The organism is Aeromonas sp. s13, from assembly GCF_040907905.1.
Classification (GTDB): domain Bacteria; phylum Pseudomonadota; class Gammaproteobacteria; order Enterobacterales; family Aeromonadaceae; genus Aeromonas; species Aeromonas veronii.
Genome location: NZ_JBFOCS010000076.1, coordinates 78,242 through 92,360, shown reverse-complemented (window position 1 = coordinate 92,360; position 14,119 = coordinate 78,242). Strand labels below are relative to the sequence as shown.

Genomic DNA, 14,119 nt, shown 5'->3' with positions numbered 1-14,119 from the left:
CAAGCGCGGGAAATGGTGCGTGAAGCGGTGGATATTTACAACGCGGAGCGGCCGCATCATGCGTTGAAATACAGAACCCCCGATGCAGTACATAGGGGGTTCTGAGTAGAGAAATGCTAGTTGAAAATGTGTAAACCTATTTCAGGACTAGACACCGTTATCTGCAAGTCGCGGGCGACTTATTCGTCGTGCTTGCACTCACCGGTAGCACAGTGACCGTAGAGGTAGAGGCTGTGATTGGTGAGACGGATATTGAATTTCTTGGCGATCTCGCGCTGACGCTGTTCGATCACCTCGTCGGAGAACTCGATCACCTTGCCGCAGTCGAGGCAAACCAGGTGGTCGTGGTGCTCCTGAGTGGCCAGCTCGAATACCGACTTGCCACCTTCGAAGTGGTGACGGGTAACGATACCGGCATCATCAAACTGGTTGAGAACGCGATAGACGGTAGCGAGACCAATCTCTTCACCCAGGTCGATCAGTCGTTTATAGAGATCTTCGGCGCTGGTGTGCTGGCAGTCCGGCTGTTGCAGGATTTCCAGGATTTTGACCCGGGGCAAGGTGATCTTGAGCCCGGCCTTTTTTAACGCTTGGTTGTTGTCTGCCATATTCTACTTATTCGCATTCTCGAAGGTGGGGTTATTCTGATGGACTGCCGCAGGAATGGCAACCTTGAACTCGCTTGGCCTGTCATTATAGGTCGTAGCCTCCCTAAAAATAAACCCAGCAATTCAAGGGGTTTAGCCATAAATGGTCGGTTGGATTGAAATAATCAATCGTGTTGTCCGACTTGCTGGCATGGCAGATGTTGATAAGATGTAACTTTCATATTTCTGGTCGGATGAGATCCATGGATTGGCTTTTTGACAATGCGGCCTGGGTGCGCCGCGCACTCAACGCCTGGCCCCCCTTCTGGGGCGCCGGTATCAAGATAGAGACCCTGAGCGATGACTTTCGCTACTGTCGGGTTACCCTCAAATCCCGCTGGTGGAACAAGAATGCCAACCGCACCCAGTTTGGCGGCAGCATGTTTGCCATGACGGACCCCATCTATCCGCTGATGCTGATGGGCCACTTCAAGAATCGCTATTACGTCTGGGACAAGGCGGGCAGCATCAACTACATCAAGCCGGGCAAGGGCAAGCTGGTGGCCGAGTTTAACCTGACCGAGGGCAAGCTGGCCGAAATCGTGGCGGCGACCGAAGGTGGCAACAAGCACTTCCCCGAATTCGAGGTCACGGTGCAGGACAAGAGCGGCGAGCTGGTGGCGCAGGTCAAGCGCACCCTCTATGTGCGGGCCAAACCGGAGCACAGAGGGGAATAACAGGGGTGAATAAAGGCAGGCATCGCCACTTGCAGATACAACAAGGGCCCCGTCGGGGCCCTTGTTGTCAGAGGTATGAGGGGAAGCGGATTACTCCAGCTCGCCCAGGCACATCTCTTCGTGCAGTTGCTTGCACCAGCCCTTGACGCGCTCGGCGGTCAGCTCCGGCTGGCGATCTTCATCGATACCCAGACCGACAAAGTGCTTGTCATCGACCAGTGCCTTGGAGGCTTCGAACTCGTAGCCGGCAGTCGGCCAGTGACCGATGATGATGGCGCCTTTGGCTTCGACGATGTCGCGCAGGGTGCCCATGGCGTCGAGGAAGTACTCGGAATAGTCTTCCTGATCACCGCAACCGAAGATGGCGACCAGCTTGTTGGTGAAGTCGATTTCGCCCAGATCGGGGAAGAAGTCGTCCCAGTCGGCTTGGGCTTCGCCATAGTACCAAGTCGGGATGCCGAACATCAGCAGATCAAAGCTCTCGATGTCGGCCTTGCTGCTCTTGGCGATGTCACGGACTTCAATCAGGTTTTTGCCCAGCTCTTTCTGGATCATCTTGGCGACAGCTTCGGTGTTACCGGTATCGCTGCCAAAAAACAGACCTACACTTGCCATAGTGTTTAGTTACCCGTATTTGGTGTTAATGCTCAACGCTCAGACTGCAATGTCCACCGCAAAGGCGGACTCAATCTGTTGTTTCAGGATAGATTGGATCAGCTCGGCTCGGCTGATGTTCTGTTGCAACGCAAGTTGGTTCAGGCGCTCCAGCAACTCGGCCTCCACCTTTAACTCTACCCGCTTCAGCCCATTTTCCCGATCGCGCTTAAGCTGGTTACGCTTGTTGATCTTGAGCTGGGTCTCGCGGGGGAGTGGATTGGTCTTTGGCCTGCCGGGGCGCTTCTCATTTGCGAACAGATCCAGTGTTGTTCGATCAGTTTGCTGTTTGGCCATACATCACAGATGAAAGTAAGTTAGCCGAGTCCTGAGCCTTCCCAGCCCAGTTCGATCAGCCCCTTGGCGACAAAACCCGCACAACCCAGAAACAGTACCAACCAGACGATAAAACGACCGAAACGGGGCACGTTGCCGCGCTTGAGCACGTCCTGAATGGCCAGGCCAATCAATATGAAAATGGCCACAAAGAATAACTTGAGGCCCAAACTTTCGATCAGGTCGATATGTTCACTTAGCATGGATTGCGCACACTCCTTATGACCGGCGCACTATATCACAAAGGATTTGAAACTGTTAACCGCCTGTCGACAGGAAATCCACAACCAATTTGTTGAACAGAGCCGGTTTTTCAGCATGCAGCCAGTGGCCGGTACCCGCGATGACACGCACCTTTGCCGCCGGGAATTGGGCCAGTGCCGTCTCGCTGTATTGGGGCTGCATATAGTCAGAATCCCCCCCTTTGATAAAGAGCACCGGCCCCTCGAAGCGGCGTTCATCCTCTGGCCAGCCCATGATGTTGGCGTAGTTCTGCTCAAGGGCGGGCACATTGAAGCGCCAACCCCAGCCCTGCTCGCCTCTGGCGAAGGATTTGAGCAGGAACTGGCGTACCCCGGCGATCTCGATATGCTGCGCCAGCATGGCTTCCGCTTCACTGCGGCTTTGCGGCGGCGTGCGCAGTGTGGCGTTGAGTCCGGCAAAGACATTCTGGTGGCGGGAGTGGGGATAGGCGACCGGCGCCATGTCGGCCACCAACAGCTTGGTCACCCGCTCTGGCGCCAGCTTGGCGACCTGCATCGCCACCTTGCCACCCATCGAGTGGCCAATCAGGGTCGCTTCGGCAATCTCCAGCCGATCCATCAGGGCCAGGATATCGGCTGCCTGGGCCGGATAGCTCATTTCGCTGCTATGAAAGGAGGATCCGTGGTTGCGCAGATCGACGCTGATGACCCGATAGTGCTCGCAGAGGGCACGGGCCAGCAGGCCGAGATTGTCGAGGCTGCCAAACAGCCCGTGGATCAGAATGACTGCCGGGCCCTGACCCTGCGCCTTGAAGTTCAATATGCTGTTTTGTTGCAAAATGACACCTTGTCGGTCGTGGGTGCGTATCGCTGTTTTTTTTAACGCACTGGAAAGAAAAGGATTTCGTCCAATGGATTGGGATTTTATGTGGTTTTTTTTCTAAAAAATCCTGTCCGGATCGGCTATCAGTGCGGCTGATCACACACTTGGCCCGCTATTATGCCGTATTCTCGATGAGATTCATGTACATCTGCCAGCCCCTTGCTTGGGCTGTCGGGTTTGCCTATGTATAATCGCCGCATCCGAATTTCGACGAGTCCAGCGCATCCCTATGAAAACCATCGAGCTTGATGACGATCTCTACTTCTATATCGCCAGCCAGACCCGGCACATTGGTGAAAGTGCCTCCGATATCCTGCGCCGTCTGCTGGAACAACCTGCTAACCAAGGTGTGCCGGTTGCCGAGCCCGTTGCCGTCGCGCAGCCCAGTGCGGTAGCCACCCAACAAGGGCTGCAAGCCCTGCTCGATTCTGGTGAGCTGCAAAAGGAAGAGAAGTCCATCAACCGCTTTATGCTGGTGCTGAGTACCCTCTACCGGGATAACCCGGAAGGCTTTACCCAGGCCACCGAAATCAAGGGGCGCAAGCGCGTCTATTTCTCGCAGGATCCCGAGGCTCTGCGTGCCAGTGGCAGCACCACCAAGCCCAAGCCGGTACCGGAGACCCCGTTCTGGGTGATCACCAACACCAACACCAGCCGCAAGCAGAACATGGTGGCCCAGCTGATGGCCAGCATGGGCTATGGCGAAGAGGTGATCGCGCAGGTGTGTGGCGCCATTTAACGATTCTTCAAGACTCAGGCCTTGCCCGGCAAGGCCGCCATTACGCAAGGAAAACGCCATGGCTCAGCATTCCCACGCCGGTCAACCGGCCCGTTTAAGCGACCTGACCAACATCCCCCGTCTGGTCAGCGCCTACTACCTCAACAAGCCGGACATGAGCCGCCCCGAGCAGCGGGTGGCCTTTGGTACCTCCGGCCACCGTGGCAGCGCCCTGCACAGCGCCTTTACCGAATCCCATATTCTGGCGGTGACCCAGGCCCTGGTGGAGTATCGCCAGCAGGCCGGCATCACGGGCCCGCTGTTTGTCGGTATGGATACCCACGCCCTGTCTGAATCCGCCTTTGCCAGCGCCGTCGAAGTGCTGGCGGCCAACGGCGTCGAGACCCGCATTCAGGCTGGCCTCGGCTTTACCCCGACCCCGGTCATTTCGCACGCCATCCTGCGCCACAATGCCAGCAAGCCTGCTGCCCGCGCTGACGGCGTGGTGATCACCCCGTCTCACAACCCGCCGGAAGATGGTGGCTTCAAATACAACCCGCCCCACGGTGGTCCCGCCGAAGGGGAGATCACCAAGTGGGTGGAGGATCGTGCCAACGCCATTCTGGAAGCGGGTCTGGCTGGCGTGAAACGGATGCCGTTTGCCGAGGCGCTCAAGAGCCCGTTCGTGGTCGAGCACGACTATGTCACCCCCTATGTGGATGATCTGAAGAACGTGCTGGACATGGACGCCATCAAGAACGCAGGCATCAAGATCGGTGTCGATCCGCTGGGCGGCTCCGGTGTCGCTTACTGGGACGTCATCGCCAAGACCTACGGTCTGAACATCGAGGTGGTGAACTACAAGGTCGACCCGACCTTCTCCTTCATGACCCTGGATAAAGACGGCAAGATCCGGATGGACTGCTCCAGCCCGTTCGCCATGGCGAGCCTGATTGCCCTCAAGGACAAGTTCGACATCGCCCTTGGCAACGACCCTGACTACGACCGTCACGGTATCGTCACCAAGTCCGGCCTGATGAACCCGAACCACTATCTGGCGGTGGCGATCCAGTATCTGTTTACCCATCGCACCGGCTGGTCTGCCGATGCAGCCGTTGGCAAGACGCTGGTCTCCTCGTCCATGATCGACCGGGTTGCCGGAGAGATTGGCCGTACCCTGAAAGAGGTGCCGGTCGGCTTCAAGTGGTTCGTGGATGGCCTCTACAGCGGCGAGTTCGGTTTTGGTGGCGAGGAGAGCGCAGGCGCCTCCTTCCTGCGCAAAGATGGCACCGTCTGGACCACCGACAAGGATGGCTTCATTCTGGCGCTGCTGGCGGCGGAAATTCTGGCGGTCACCGGCAAGGATCCGCAGGCTCATTACGACGCGCTGGAAGCCAAATTTGGCCGCTCCAGCTACCGCCGGATCGACGCCCCGGCCAACAGTGCCCAGAAAGCGGTGCTCTCCAAGCTGGATCCGGCGTTGGTGGAAGCCTCCACTCTGGCCGGTGAGCCCATCATCGCCAAGCTGACCAAGGCGCCGGGCAACGATGCCGCCATCGGCGGCCTCAAGGTGGTGACCGAGAACGGCTGGTTCGCGGCGCGCCCCTCCGGCACCGAGTCTATCTACAAGATCTACATGGAGAGCTTCAAGGGCGACGTGCACCTCGACCTCATCCAGCAGGAGGCCCAGCAGATCGTCTCCGCGGCACTGGCCAAGGCCGGGGTCTGATTTCGGGTCAATCTGCCGTGAATAAATAAAGTAATTGGTATAAAAAAGGAGCCGTTAAGGCTCCTTTTTTTATCTGCTGCTCGCGGTTTGTCAGCGCGCAGCCTTCACCGCCAGCCCCAGCTGCCACACCGCCATGGCGTAGTGGGTGCTGTGGTTGTAGCGGGTGATGGTGTAGAAGTTGGGCAGGCCGTACCAGTATTGGTAGCCGGTGCCCACATCGAGGCGTAGCAGGCTCGACTCGCTGTGGTTGCCCAGGCTGCTGGTTGGCGTCAGCCCCGCGCGGCGCAGGGTGGCGACCGGGTAGCGGGTCTGGAAGCCATGCTCATAGCCGGGCAGTTGGCCCTGACCGCGTACTGCAACCGGTTGACCTTTCTCCCAGCCGTGGGCCTTGAAGTAGTTGGCGACGCTGCCGATGGCATCCACCGGATCCCACAGGTTGGTGTGGCCGTTGCCGTCAAAGTCCACCGCATAGCGCTGGAAGCTGGAGGGCATAAACTGGCCGTAGCCCATGGCGCCCGCATAGGAGCCCTTGGGTTCGGTGGGGTCCATCCCCTCGTCGCGGGTCATCACCAGGAAGGCTTCCAGCTCGCTGGTGAAGAACTCGGCGCGACGCGGATAATCAAACGCCAGAGTGGCCAGCGCATCCAGAATGCGGGTCTTGCCCATCACCCGGCCCCAGCGGGTCTCCACCCCGATAATGCCGACGATGATCTCCGGCGGCACCCCGTAGATCTGCTCCGCACGGTTCAGCTCGCTTGCGTATTCACGCCAGAAGTTGACGCCGTTCTGTACGTTGTCCGGGGTGATGAACTTGGCGCGATAGCGGTTCCAGGCACCGGTCGGGCCAGTGGGCTTCGCGGTGGTCGGCGCCTGGGCATCCATCAGGCGGATGATCCAGTCGTAACGCTCTGCCTGTGCCAGCACCTGATGCAGCTGGGCGTTGTCAAAACCGTGCTTCTCGACCATCTTCTGGACGAACCGGTCCACGTTGGGGCGATTGGCGAAGTCCCCCTTGCTAACCCCTTGTGTATAAACGGGTTTGCTCGATGGAGCCTGATTGATAAAGGCGCTCTTGGGCTGGGGGACGACCACGGGCTTTGGCGCTGGGGCGCTGCTGCAGCCACCGAGCAGGGGGAATAACGACAGAGTGAGAAGAGAGGCAAGGCGACGCATAGGGTTCTCAAAGAGACTGATAAAAGTGCCGCAATGGTAAAACATTGTCATCCCCGTGCAAGTGTTCCGTGCGCCTTGTTTGCCGCCAATTCATCGTGCGATGGATTAGCCCTTCTGTGAGGGCTGTGCTGTTTAGGGCTGGGGGGGACGCAGGGTGTGGTAGCCGCTCCAGAGCCGGGTCAGGGTGGTGATGGCGCAGAGCAGGGCAAAGCCGTAGGCGAGCGGGGCGAAGGCGGCGGGCCACAGGCACATCAGCACGAACAGGGCGATGGTCTCGCTCCCCTCGGTGAGGCCACCCAGATAGTAGAGAGATTTGTGGTGGTAGACCGGATTGTCGATCCCCCGCTTGCCCGCCATGATGGCAAACGCCAGAAAGCTCGAGCCGGTACCCATAAAGGCAAATAGCAGGGTGGCGGCGGGCAGCGCATTGGCGGGGGCGGCGAGGGCAAAGCCCAGCACCACGGCGGCGTAGAAAATAAAGTCGAGGGTGATGTCGAGAAAGCCGCCGCAATCGGTGATGCCGGTTTCCCGCGCCACGGCGCCATCGAGCCCGTCCAGCAGCCGATTGAGCAGGATGGTCGCGAGTGCCCACTGATAGCTGCCAAAGGCCAGCAGCGGCAGCGCCAGCATGCCGATGGCAAAGCCGGTGAGGCTCACCTGATTGGCACTGATCCCGGCACGGCAGAGCGGTTTGGCAAGCTGGGTGAGAGGGCTGCGGATCACGGGGATTAGATGGCGATCAAACAAGGTGAACACTCCTCGGTTAACAGTGGCATTCGGTGAGGTGGAGTATGGTGCCCGGCGCGTCTTCCGCATCGTGGGTCACCAGGATGGCGGGGATGGCCAACGCCTTGATCTGCGCGAACACCAGCTCGCGAAAGGCGGCCCGCAGCGGCTTGTCGAGGCGGGAGAAGGGCTCGTCCAGCAGCAGGGCGTCGGGTTCCGCCAACAGCGCCCGCAGCAGACTGACCCGCGCTCGCTGACCCCCTGACAGCAGCTGCGGCAGCTTGTCAGCCTGATCTGCCAGTGCGACCTGCGCCAATGCGGTCAGCGCCTTTTCCCGCCGCGCACGTTTTCCCTTGATGGTCGCCGGCATGCCGAACATCAGGTTTTCCGCTACCGTCAGATGGTCGAACAGCAGGTCATCCTGAAACAGCATGCCGATGCGCCTCGCTTGCGCAGGCAAGGTGTTGAGTGGCCGCTCGCCGAGCCTTACCTCCCCCTCCAGCCGGATCGGGCCGCTATCTGTCTGCGCGCTCGGTAGTACTCCAGCCAGCCCCGCTAGCAGGGAGCTTTTACCGCAGCCGCTTGGGCCCATCAGGGTCAATACCTCGCCGGGGGCCACTTGCAGGGCGGGCAGCGAAAGCAGCAGATTTTCATCAAGGTAAAGCCGAAGAGGCGTGGTGCTCAGCATATGGCTGTTTCCATCGTGAGAGTTCATCGTGAGCCGCCCCCCTTGAGCGCCGGATTGATCCGCGTCGGCAGCCAGAGTGCCAGCAGATAGATAACGAGCGGCAGCAGCAGTTGCAGCAGGCCGTAGAGCCCCGCCAGCCGCCGGTTGAGGCCGCTGCCGATGGCCACCGCTTCGGTGGTGATGGTGACCACTCTGCCTGCGCCAAAGAGCAGAGTCGGCAGATATTGGGCCAAACTCACCGCCGCCCCGACGCCGAAGGCAAACAGCAGCGGGCGCGCCAGCAGCGGCGCTTTGACCTGCCACCAGGCTCGCCATGGCGTAGCCCCCAGCAGCAGAGCGCTCTGGGTGATCCGAGGATCGAACTGGCGATAGGGGCCATGCAGACACAAATAGACATAGGGAAAGACAAACAGCAGCTGGCTCCAGAGCACCCAGCCCCAGCCAATGCCTCTACTTATCGAGTCATGAGCAAGCCAGTCCAGCCCGAGCCGGATACCAAACAGCAGGCTTGCCTGCGGCAGCAACAGCGGCAGGCAGATAAGCCAGAGTGGCCAGGGGCGGCGGCCGGCTTGTGCCTCCAGACTGCACACCGCAATCACCAGTGCCAGCAAGCCGCTCACCAGCGCCAGCAGTGCGCTTGTTGCCAGCAGAGGCAGCAGGGTTGGCAGCAGATCCAGCCAGTAGTGACTGCTCCACTGGCTGGGCCAGAGGGCGGGAAAGGGCCAGCGGCGCGCCAGTGACCAGAGCAGCAGCGCCGCCAGCACCGCCAGATTGAGGGTGATCAGGGTGAAGGCAAAGCCCGCTGCGAGCCGGTTGGCAAAGAAGTGGGGCGCCGCCCGTTTGCCATCGAGCCAGCAGCCTTTGCCCATCTCTTTATGAAGCCACTCCAGTAATCTGAACAGGGCGATGAGCAGCGCCGTGATGGCGAGCAGCAGCAGGGCGCCGCTGGCGGTGGCGCCGCGCCAGAGCAGATCCGGATCCTGATACCAGAGCCACAACCGCACCGCCAGCGGGGCGGGGGCATCGGGCCCGAGCAGCTGGGCGAGATCCACCACCGCCACTCCGTAGGCCGCCACCGCATAGATGGGCAGGCGCAGGGCAGGCCAGAGGACGGGCAGCAGCAGGCGCCACCAGATCTGGGGGGCGCTGAAACCGAGGCTTGCTCCCAGCCACTGCTGGCGTGCCAGCAAGATGGGTTGCTGTGCGGCCATGGCCATCAGCAGCAAAAAGGGGGTCTCTTTGAACACGAGCAGTGCAATCAGCCCGAGCCCCCAAGGGTCGCGAATGGTCTGCCAATCGGGAGGCAGTTCAAACCCGGTCAGCGCTGGCGAGACGAGCCGCAGCAGCCAGCCGGAGGGGGCGAGCAGAAAGGCAAAGCCGATGGCAAAGGCGACGTGGGGCATGGCCAGCATGGGCGAGAGCAGACGGTGGAGCAGCCCGAAAGCCCGGCTGTCGCTGTGGGCCAACAGCAAGGCGGTCAACAGCAGACTACCGAGGGTTGAGGCGGCGCCAATCCACAGGCTCAGCGCAGCGGAGTGCCAAAGACCGGGTTGGGCCAGCAGCAAGGCAAGATGAGAGGCGGTCATCCCCTCCGCCAGCAGTTGCCACAGCCCCGCCAGCAATGGGATGACGAAGAGCGCCAGATAAATAACCGCCATCCCCGTACTCATATTGGGGTGGCGTGTCAACCGGCGCCACGGTCGGGAGCGGGAATGCGGGTGACCAGCAGCACTCATCAGTGGCCGTAACGCTCGGCCCAGGCCGCTTCCAGTTTGAGCTGCCAGCTGGGGTGAGGCTCGGCCACCGCTTTGAAGCGCAGTGCCGGTTGCCCCTTGGCTGAATCAGGCAGGGTATCGGCCCGCAGCACGCTGGGATCACCCCAGAATGCCGGATTGGCTTTTCGTGCCTGCGCCGCCGGGCTCAGCAGGAAGTTGGCCACCACCTTGGCACCCGCACGGGCACTGGCGTTGAAGGGGATGGCGAGAAAATGGCTGTTGGTGAGCGCCCCTTTCTCCATGGCAATCGCCTCCACACTGGGGGGCAGGGCGCCAATCTGGGCGGCGCTTTGCGCCTCCTGTGGATTGAAGCTGATAGCCATGGCCAGTTCGCCATCATCGAGCAGCTGGCGGGTCTCAGCGGCGCTGGTGGGGAACAGTTTGCCCTTGCGCCAGAGTGCCGGATGCAGCTCATCGAGCCAGGCCCAGAGCGGAGCTGTGATCCTGATGAACTCTCTATCGGTCGCCTCCCGATAGAGAGGGGCGGGATCCGGCGTCAGCTCCAGCAAGATCTGCTTGAGAAAGCTGGAGCCATGGAACTGGGGCGGCTTGGGATAGGTGAAGCGGCCGGGATGGGCCTTGGCCCACGCAAGCAGGGCAGCAGCCGAGGTGGGCGCTCTGGTGACCTCTTCGGTGTCGACCATCAGATTGAGCTGGCCGATACCCCAGGGGGCTTCCAGCCCTTCCACCGGCAGGGTGAAGTCCTCACTCACCGGCAGGGTGCTATCTACCAGCGCCATGTTGGGCAGCTCGGCGGTAAAGGGAGCGCCGAGCAGCCCCTGCTCCTTGAGCGCCTTGAAGTTCTCGCCGTTGACCCAGAGCAGGTCGATGGGGCCGCCAGCTTGCTTGCCCGCCTGCTTGTTGGCCAGCAATTGGCTGACGCTCTGGGCGATGTCATCCACCTTCACCTGCACCAGCTTGACCTGATAGTCGCGTGCCAGCTCCTGCCCGGCCCACACCAGATAGGCGTTGATCTCCGGGCTGCCGCCCCAGGCGTTGAAGTAGACGGTCTGCCCCTTCGCCTCCTCAAGGGTCCGTTGCCAGTTGTCACCAGGGCTGGCTAACAGCGGGCCGCTGGCCAGCAGTGGCAGGGCGCACAGCAGGGCGTTTATCCGCTGTTTGAGCTGTGAGTTGAGTTGTGAGAATGGCTTGAGCATAAACGTTTCCCTGATTGTCAGGCGCCACGGCGCCAGCGGTGATAACGGGCCAGCAACGCCAGTACCCGGGTGGGCTGGTGGGCCCTTTTCCATTCACCCGCCACATATTTGTTCCCCTCCATCAGGGTGGGATAGGCGTGAATGGTGCCGAGGATCTTGCCAAGGCCGAGGCGGTGACGCATGGCGAGCACGAACTCGGCGATCCGCTCACCGGCGTGAGTGCCCACTATGGTGGCGCCAAGGATAGTATCCTTGCCCGGCACGGTCAGCACCTCGACAAAACCGTGGCGCTCCCCATCGGCGATGGCTCTGTCCAGCTCGGCCAGCTCGAAGCAGGTCGCCTCGAAGGGAATCCCCTGCGCCTCGGCTTCCTTGCGATTGAGGCCGACCCGGGCAATCTCCGGCGTGGTGTAGGTGGCCGCCGGAATGACCCGATAGTCGGCCCGAAAGCGCTTGAACTGACCAAACAGGGCATTGACCGCCGCATACCAGGCCTGATGGGCGGCGAAGTGGGTGAACTGGTAAGGGCCCGCTACGTCTCCCACCGCCAGTATGCTGGGGAAGTTGGTGGCAAGAAAACCATCGACCGCTAGGGTGCCGCGGGGGGCAAGCTCGACTCCCAACGCTTCGAGCCCGAAGCCGCTCACATTGGCGACCCGACCCAGTGCCAGCAGCAGTTGATCCCCTTCCACCACCTGTGTCTCATCGCCACGGCGCAGTTGCAGCCGGATGGGGAGATCCCCCTCGGCTGCGGGCAGATAGTCGGCTCGTTCGGCGCGCCAGCCGGTGAGTAGCTGCACACCATCGCGGCTCATCTGCCCGGCCAGAGCATCGGCGACCGCTCTATCTTCGCGGGGCAGCAGTTGCTCCGAGAGTTCCACCAAGGTCACGGGAATGCCGAGCAGGGCGAAGCTCTGGGCCAGCTCGCAGCCGATAGGGCCGCCGCCCAGCACCAGCAGGCGGTGCGGCGGGGTGCGCAGCTGCCAGAGGCTATCCGAGGTGAGGTAAGGCACCTGATCCAGCCCCGGCAGCTTGGGCTCCAGCGGCCGGGCGCCGGTGGCGATAACGATATGGCGGCTGGCAAGGCGCTGGCCGTTAACCTCCACCTCCCAGGGAGAGACCAGCCGCGCCTCCCCTTCGATGCACTCCACTCCAAGCCCCTGATAGCGTTCGATGGAGTCGTGTGGCTCGACCTCCTTGATCACCTCCGTCACCCGCTCCATCACGGCGGCAAAATCGGCGCGGGAGTGGCTTGGGCTAAAGCCCAGCTCGTCGGCTTTACGCTGCTCTGCGGCAAAGCGGGCGCTTCGGATCAGCGCCTTGGAGGGGACACAGCCGCTGTTGAGGCAATCGCCCCCCATCTTGTGCTTCTCGATGAGCGCCACCTTGGCCTTCACCGCTGCCGCGATATAGCTGGTAACCAACCCACCTGCCCCAGCACCTATTACCAGCAGGTTGTAGTCATAGCGAGCGGGTTTGCGGTAAGGGGCGAGCAGGCGCCGTCGCGCGAGGTATGTGGTCAATTTCTTGACCAGCCAGGGCATCAGCCCCAGCAGGGTCAACGCGACCATCAGGCCGGGGGAGAGGATATTGCCGGTGCTGGTTAACTGGCCAAGCTCGCTGCCCGCCAGCACATAGACGAAGGTGCCGGGCAGCATGCCAAGCTGGCTGACCCAATAGTAGGTGCTGACTCTGATGGGGGTGAGCCCCATCAGCAGATTGACCAGAAAGAAGGGGAAGATGGGGATGAGGCGCAGGCTCAGCAGATAGAAGGCCCCCTCCTTCGCCATGCCGGACTGAAAGGTGGCCAGCTTGTCGCCAAAGCGGGCGGTGACCCAGTCGCGCAGCAGAAAACGGGCGCTGAGAAAGGCGAGGGTTGCGCCTATGGTGCTGGCAAAGGAGACCAGCAGCAGCCCCCAGGCGACGCCGAACACAGCGCTGCCACCCAGGGTGAGCAGGCTGGCGCCGGGCAGGGAGAGGGCAGTACTCAGCACATAGATAAGCACGAACAGCAGGCTCGCCGAGACAAAGTGGCTGTCGACCCATTGCGCCACTGCCGCCTGCTGGGCCTGCAAGGCGTCCAGAGTGAGGTAACGGCCAAGATCGAGAGCAAAAAAGGCGCCGATAAGGCTCCCCATCACCAGTGCAAGCAGCAGGCGGGTCCGGTTCATCAGGCGTCCTTGCTGTCTGGCTGGGCAGGGCGTTCCGGTTGCACCGGCAGCTGGCAGAAGCCCTGCGGCGCGATATCGAGGGCAGCGTTGAACTTGGCCGACATGTTCTGAAAGGCGATAAGGCCGGTCAGCTCCACCATGGCATCGTCATCGAACCAGGGTTTGAGGCGGGCCGCCTGTTCATCGCTCACCCCATCGAGGCCAGTCATCGCTTCGGTATAGTCGAGCACCGCTTTTTCCCGCTCGTCAAACAAGGGGCTTTCGCGCCAGTTGGCCAGCGCCTCCACCTTCTCGCTTGAACCTGCTCTCTTTACCAGGGTCATGGCGTTGATGTCGACGCAAAAACGACACCAGTTGAGCTGGGAGACCCGCACCGTCACCAGCGAACGCAGCACGGGGTCGATGGGGGAGCGCTTGCGGTTGATGACCCCGTAGAGGGTGGCGACGGCGGCAAAGAGGCGCGGCGAGCGGCCCCAGCACTTGCCCGGAATAAGCACCTGACCATAGTTGCGCTTTTGCAGCCAGAAAAAGGGGCGGATAAACCAGGCATATTCCCGGTCGGGTTTGACCTCAACGCGCATC

At 61.2% G+C, this 14,119-nt stretch carries 16 protein-coding genes; 4 read left to right on the top strand and 12 right to left on the bottom strand.

Annotated elements, in window-relative coordinates:
- Positions 1-105: integrase core domain-containing protein (locus AB5Y82_RS16860; protein ID WP_219296089.1), on the top strand; the 105-nt coding region annotated here is incomplete at its 5' end.
- Between the two features lie 74 nt (positions 106-179).
- Here the strand turns inward: AB5Y82_RS16860 and fur are convergent.
- Positions 180-608, bottom strand: a complete 429-nt coding sequence (fur, locus tag AB5Y82_RS16855; protein ID WP_005334301.1) for a ferric iron uptake transcriptional regulator — start codon at positions 606-608, stop codon at positions 180-182.
- A 242-nt stretch (positions 609-850) separates the two neighbouring features.
- Between fur and AB5Y82_RS16850 the strand changes: the two genes are divergently transcribed.
- A complete protein-coding gene (locus AB5Y82_RS16850) occupies positions 851-1,324 on the top strand; it encodes a DUF4442 domain-containing protein (RefSeq protein WP_162632485.1) in 474 nt (157 codons plus the stop codon).
- Between the two features lie 90 nt (positions 1,325-1,414).
- On the opposite strand, the gene fldA is transcribed toward AB5Y82_RS16850, so the two are convergent.
- Genes fldA through AB5Y82_RS16830 form a run of 4 tightly spaced genes read right to left on the bottom strand, consistent with a single transcriptional unit; the run spans position 1,415 to position 3,355 of the window.
- The gene (gene fldA / locus AB5Y82_RS16845; protein ID WP_005334298.1) at positions 1,415-1,939 is read right to left on the bottom strand and encodes a flavodoxin FldA; all 525 of its coding nucleotides are present in this window, start codon (positions 1,937-1,939) and stop codon (positions 1,415-1,417) included.
- A gap of 39 nt (positions 1,940-1,978) precedes the next feature.
- Positions 1,979-2,275: a LexA regulated protein gene (ybfE, locus tag AB5Y82_RS16840; protein ID WP_005334297.1), complete on the bottom strand. Its 297-nt coding sequence runs from the start codon at positions 2,273-2,275 to the stop codon at positions 1,979-1,981.
- A gap of 20 nt (positions 2,276-2,295) precedes the next feature.
- Positions 2,296-2,517 carry a DUF2788 domain-containing protein gene (locus AB5Y82_RS16835; protein ID WP_005334296.1) on the bottom strand — a complete coding sequence of 74 codons (222 nt, stop codon included), beginning with the start codon at positions 2,515-2,517 and terminating at the stop codon, positions 2,296-2,298.
- Positions 2,518-2,572: 55 nt separating this feature from the next.
- Positions 2,573-3,355 carry an alpha/beta fold hydrolase gene (locus tag AB5Y82_RS16830; protein ID WP_368174269.1) on the bottom strand — a complete coding sequence of 261 codons (783 nt, stop codon included), beginning with the start codon at positions 3,353-3,355 and terminating at the stop codon, positions 2,573-2,575.
- 274 nt (positions 3,356-3,629) lie between these two features.
- Between AB5Y82_RS16830 and seqA the strand changes: the two genes are divergently transcribed.
- Complete coding sequence (gene seqA, locus AB5Y82_RS16825; protein WP_335865850.1) at positions 3,630-4,139, top strand: replication initiation negative regulator SeqA; 510 nt, start codon at positions 3,630-3,632, stop codon at positions 4,137-4,139.
- A 58-nt stretch (positions 4,140-4,197) separates the two neighbouring features.
- Positions 4,198-5,847, top strand: a complete 1,650-nt coding sequence (pgm, locus tag AB5Y82_RS16820) for a phosphoglucomutase (alpha-D-glucose-1,6-bisphosphate-dependent) (protein ID WP_368174268.1) — start codon at positions 4,198-4,200, stop codon at positions 5,845-5,847.
- Between the two features lie 90 nt (positions 5,848-5,937).
- Here the strand turns inward: pgm and mltB are convergent, their stop codons facing one another.
- The 7 genes from mltB to AB5Y82_RS16785 all read right to left on the bottom strand — a co-directional run bounded on the left by mltB (position 5,938) and on the right by AB5Y82_RS16785 (position 14,118).
- Positions 5,938-7,020, bottom strand: coding sequence for a lytic murein transglycosylase B (mltB, locus tag AB5Y82_RS16815; protein WP_236768574.1), 1,083 nt, complete (start codon positions 7,018-7,020; stop codon positions 5,938-5,940).
- A gap of 132 nt (positions 7,021-7,152) precedes the next feature.
- Positions 7,153-7,767, bottom strand: coding sequence for a CDP-alcohol phosphatidyltransferase family protein (locus AB5Y82_RS16810; RefSeq protein WP_106843189.1), 615 nt, complete (start codon positions 7,765-7,767; stop codon positions 7,153-7,155).
- A 16-nt stretch (positions 7,768-7,783) separates the two neighbouring features.
- Positions 7,784-8,434, bottom strand: a complete 651-nt coding sequence (locus AB5Y82_RS16805) for an ATP-binding cassette domain-containing protein (RefSeq protein ID WP_236357307.1) — start codon at positions 8,432-8,434, stop codon at positions 7,784-7,786.
- 23 nt (positions 8,435-8,457) lie between these two features.
- Positions 8,458-10,092, bottom strand: coding sequence for an ABC transporter permease (locus AB5Y82_RS16800; protein WP_368174267.1), 1,635 nt, complete (start codon positions 10,090-10,092; stop codon positions 8,458-8,460).
- Positions 10,093-10,169: 77 nt separating this feature from the next.
- Positions 10,170-11,366, bottom strand: a complete 1,197-nt coding sequence (locus AB5Y82_RS16795) for an ABC transporter substrate-binding protein (protein ID WP_368174266.1) — start codon at positions 11,364-11,366, stop codon at positions 10,170-10,172.
- A 17-nt stretch (positions 11,367-11,383) separates the two neighbouring features.
- Entirely contained in the window at positions 11,384-13,537 is a 2,154-nt protein-coding gene (locus AB5Y82_RS16790) for an FAD-dependent oxidoreductase (RefSeq protein ID WP_368174265.1), read from the bottom strand.
- Positions 13,537-14,118: a carboxymuconolactone decarboxylase family protein gene (locus AB5Y82_RS16785; protein ID WP_021231092.1), complete on the bottom strand. Its 582-nt coding sequence runs from the start codon at positions 14,116-14,118 to the stop codon at positions 13,537-13,539. The genes AB5Y82_RS16790 and AB5Y82_RS16785 overlap by 1 nt, the downstream gene beginning before the upstream one ends.
- Position 14,119: the final 1 nt, after the last annotated feature.

What these genes read in the sequence shown, in the direction of transcription:
- fur (WP_005334301.1), bottom strand. Translation starts at nt 608, where the DNA reads ATGGCAGACAACAACCAAGCGTTAAAAAAGGCCGGGCTCAAGATCACC.
- AB5Y82_RS16850 (WP_162632485.1), top strand. Translation starts at nt 851, where the DNA reads ATGGATTGGCTTTTTGACAATGCGGCCTGGGTGCGCCGCGCACTCAAC.
- fldA (WP_005334298.1), bottom strand. Translation starts at nt 1,939, where the DNA reads ATGGCAAGTGTAGGTCTGTTTTTTGGCAGCGATACCGGTAACACCGAA.
- ybfE (WP_005334297.1), bottom strand. Translation starts at nt 2,275, where the DNA reads ATGGCCAAACAGCAAACTGATCGAACAACACTGGATCTGTTCGCAAAT.
- AB5Y82_RS16835 (WP_005334296.1), bottom strand. Translation starts at nt 2,517, where the DNA reads ATGCTAAGTGAACATATCGACCTGATCGAAAGTTTGGGCCTCAAGTTA.
- seqA (WP_335865850.1), top strand. Translation starts at nt 3,630, where the DNA reads ATGAAAACCATCGAGCTTGATGACGATCTCTACTTCTATATCGCCAGC.
- pgm (WP_368174268.1), top strand. Translation starts at nt 4,198, where the DNA reads ATGGCTCAGCATTCCCACGCCGGTCAACCGGCCCGTTTAAGCGACCTG.
- mltB (WP_236768574.1), bottom strand. Translation starts at nt 7,020, where the DNA reads ATGCGTCGCCTTGCCTCTCTTCTCACTCTGTCGTTATTCCCCCTGCTC.
- AB5Y82_RS16805 (WP_236357307.1), bottom strand. Translation starts at nt 8,434, where the DNA reads ATGCTGAGCACCACGCCTCTTCGGCTTTACCTTGATGAAAATCTGCTG.
- AB5Y82_RS16800 (WP_368174267.1), bottom strand. Translation starts at nt 10,092, where the DNA reads ATGGCGGTTATTTATCTGGCGCTCTTCGTCATCCCATTGCTGGCGGGG.
- AB5Y82_RS16795 (WP_368174266.1), bottom strand. Translation starts at nt 11,366, where the DNA reads ATGCTCAAGCCATTCTCACAACTCAACTCACAGCTCAAACAGCGGATA.
- AB5Y82_RS16790 (WP_368174265.1), bottom strand. Translation starts at nt 13,537, where the DNA reads ATGAACCGGACCCGCCTGCTGCTTGCACTGGTGATGGGGAGCCTTATC.
- AB5Y82_RS16785 (WP_021231092.1), bottom strand. Translation starts at nt 14,118, where the DNA reads ATGCGCGTTGAGGTCAAACCCGACCGGGAATATGCCTGGTTTATCCGC.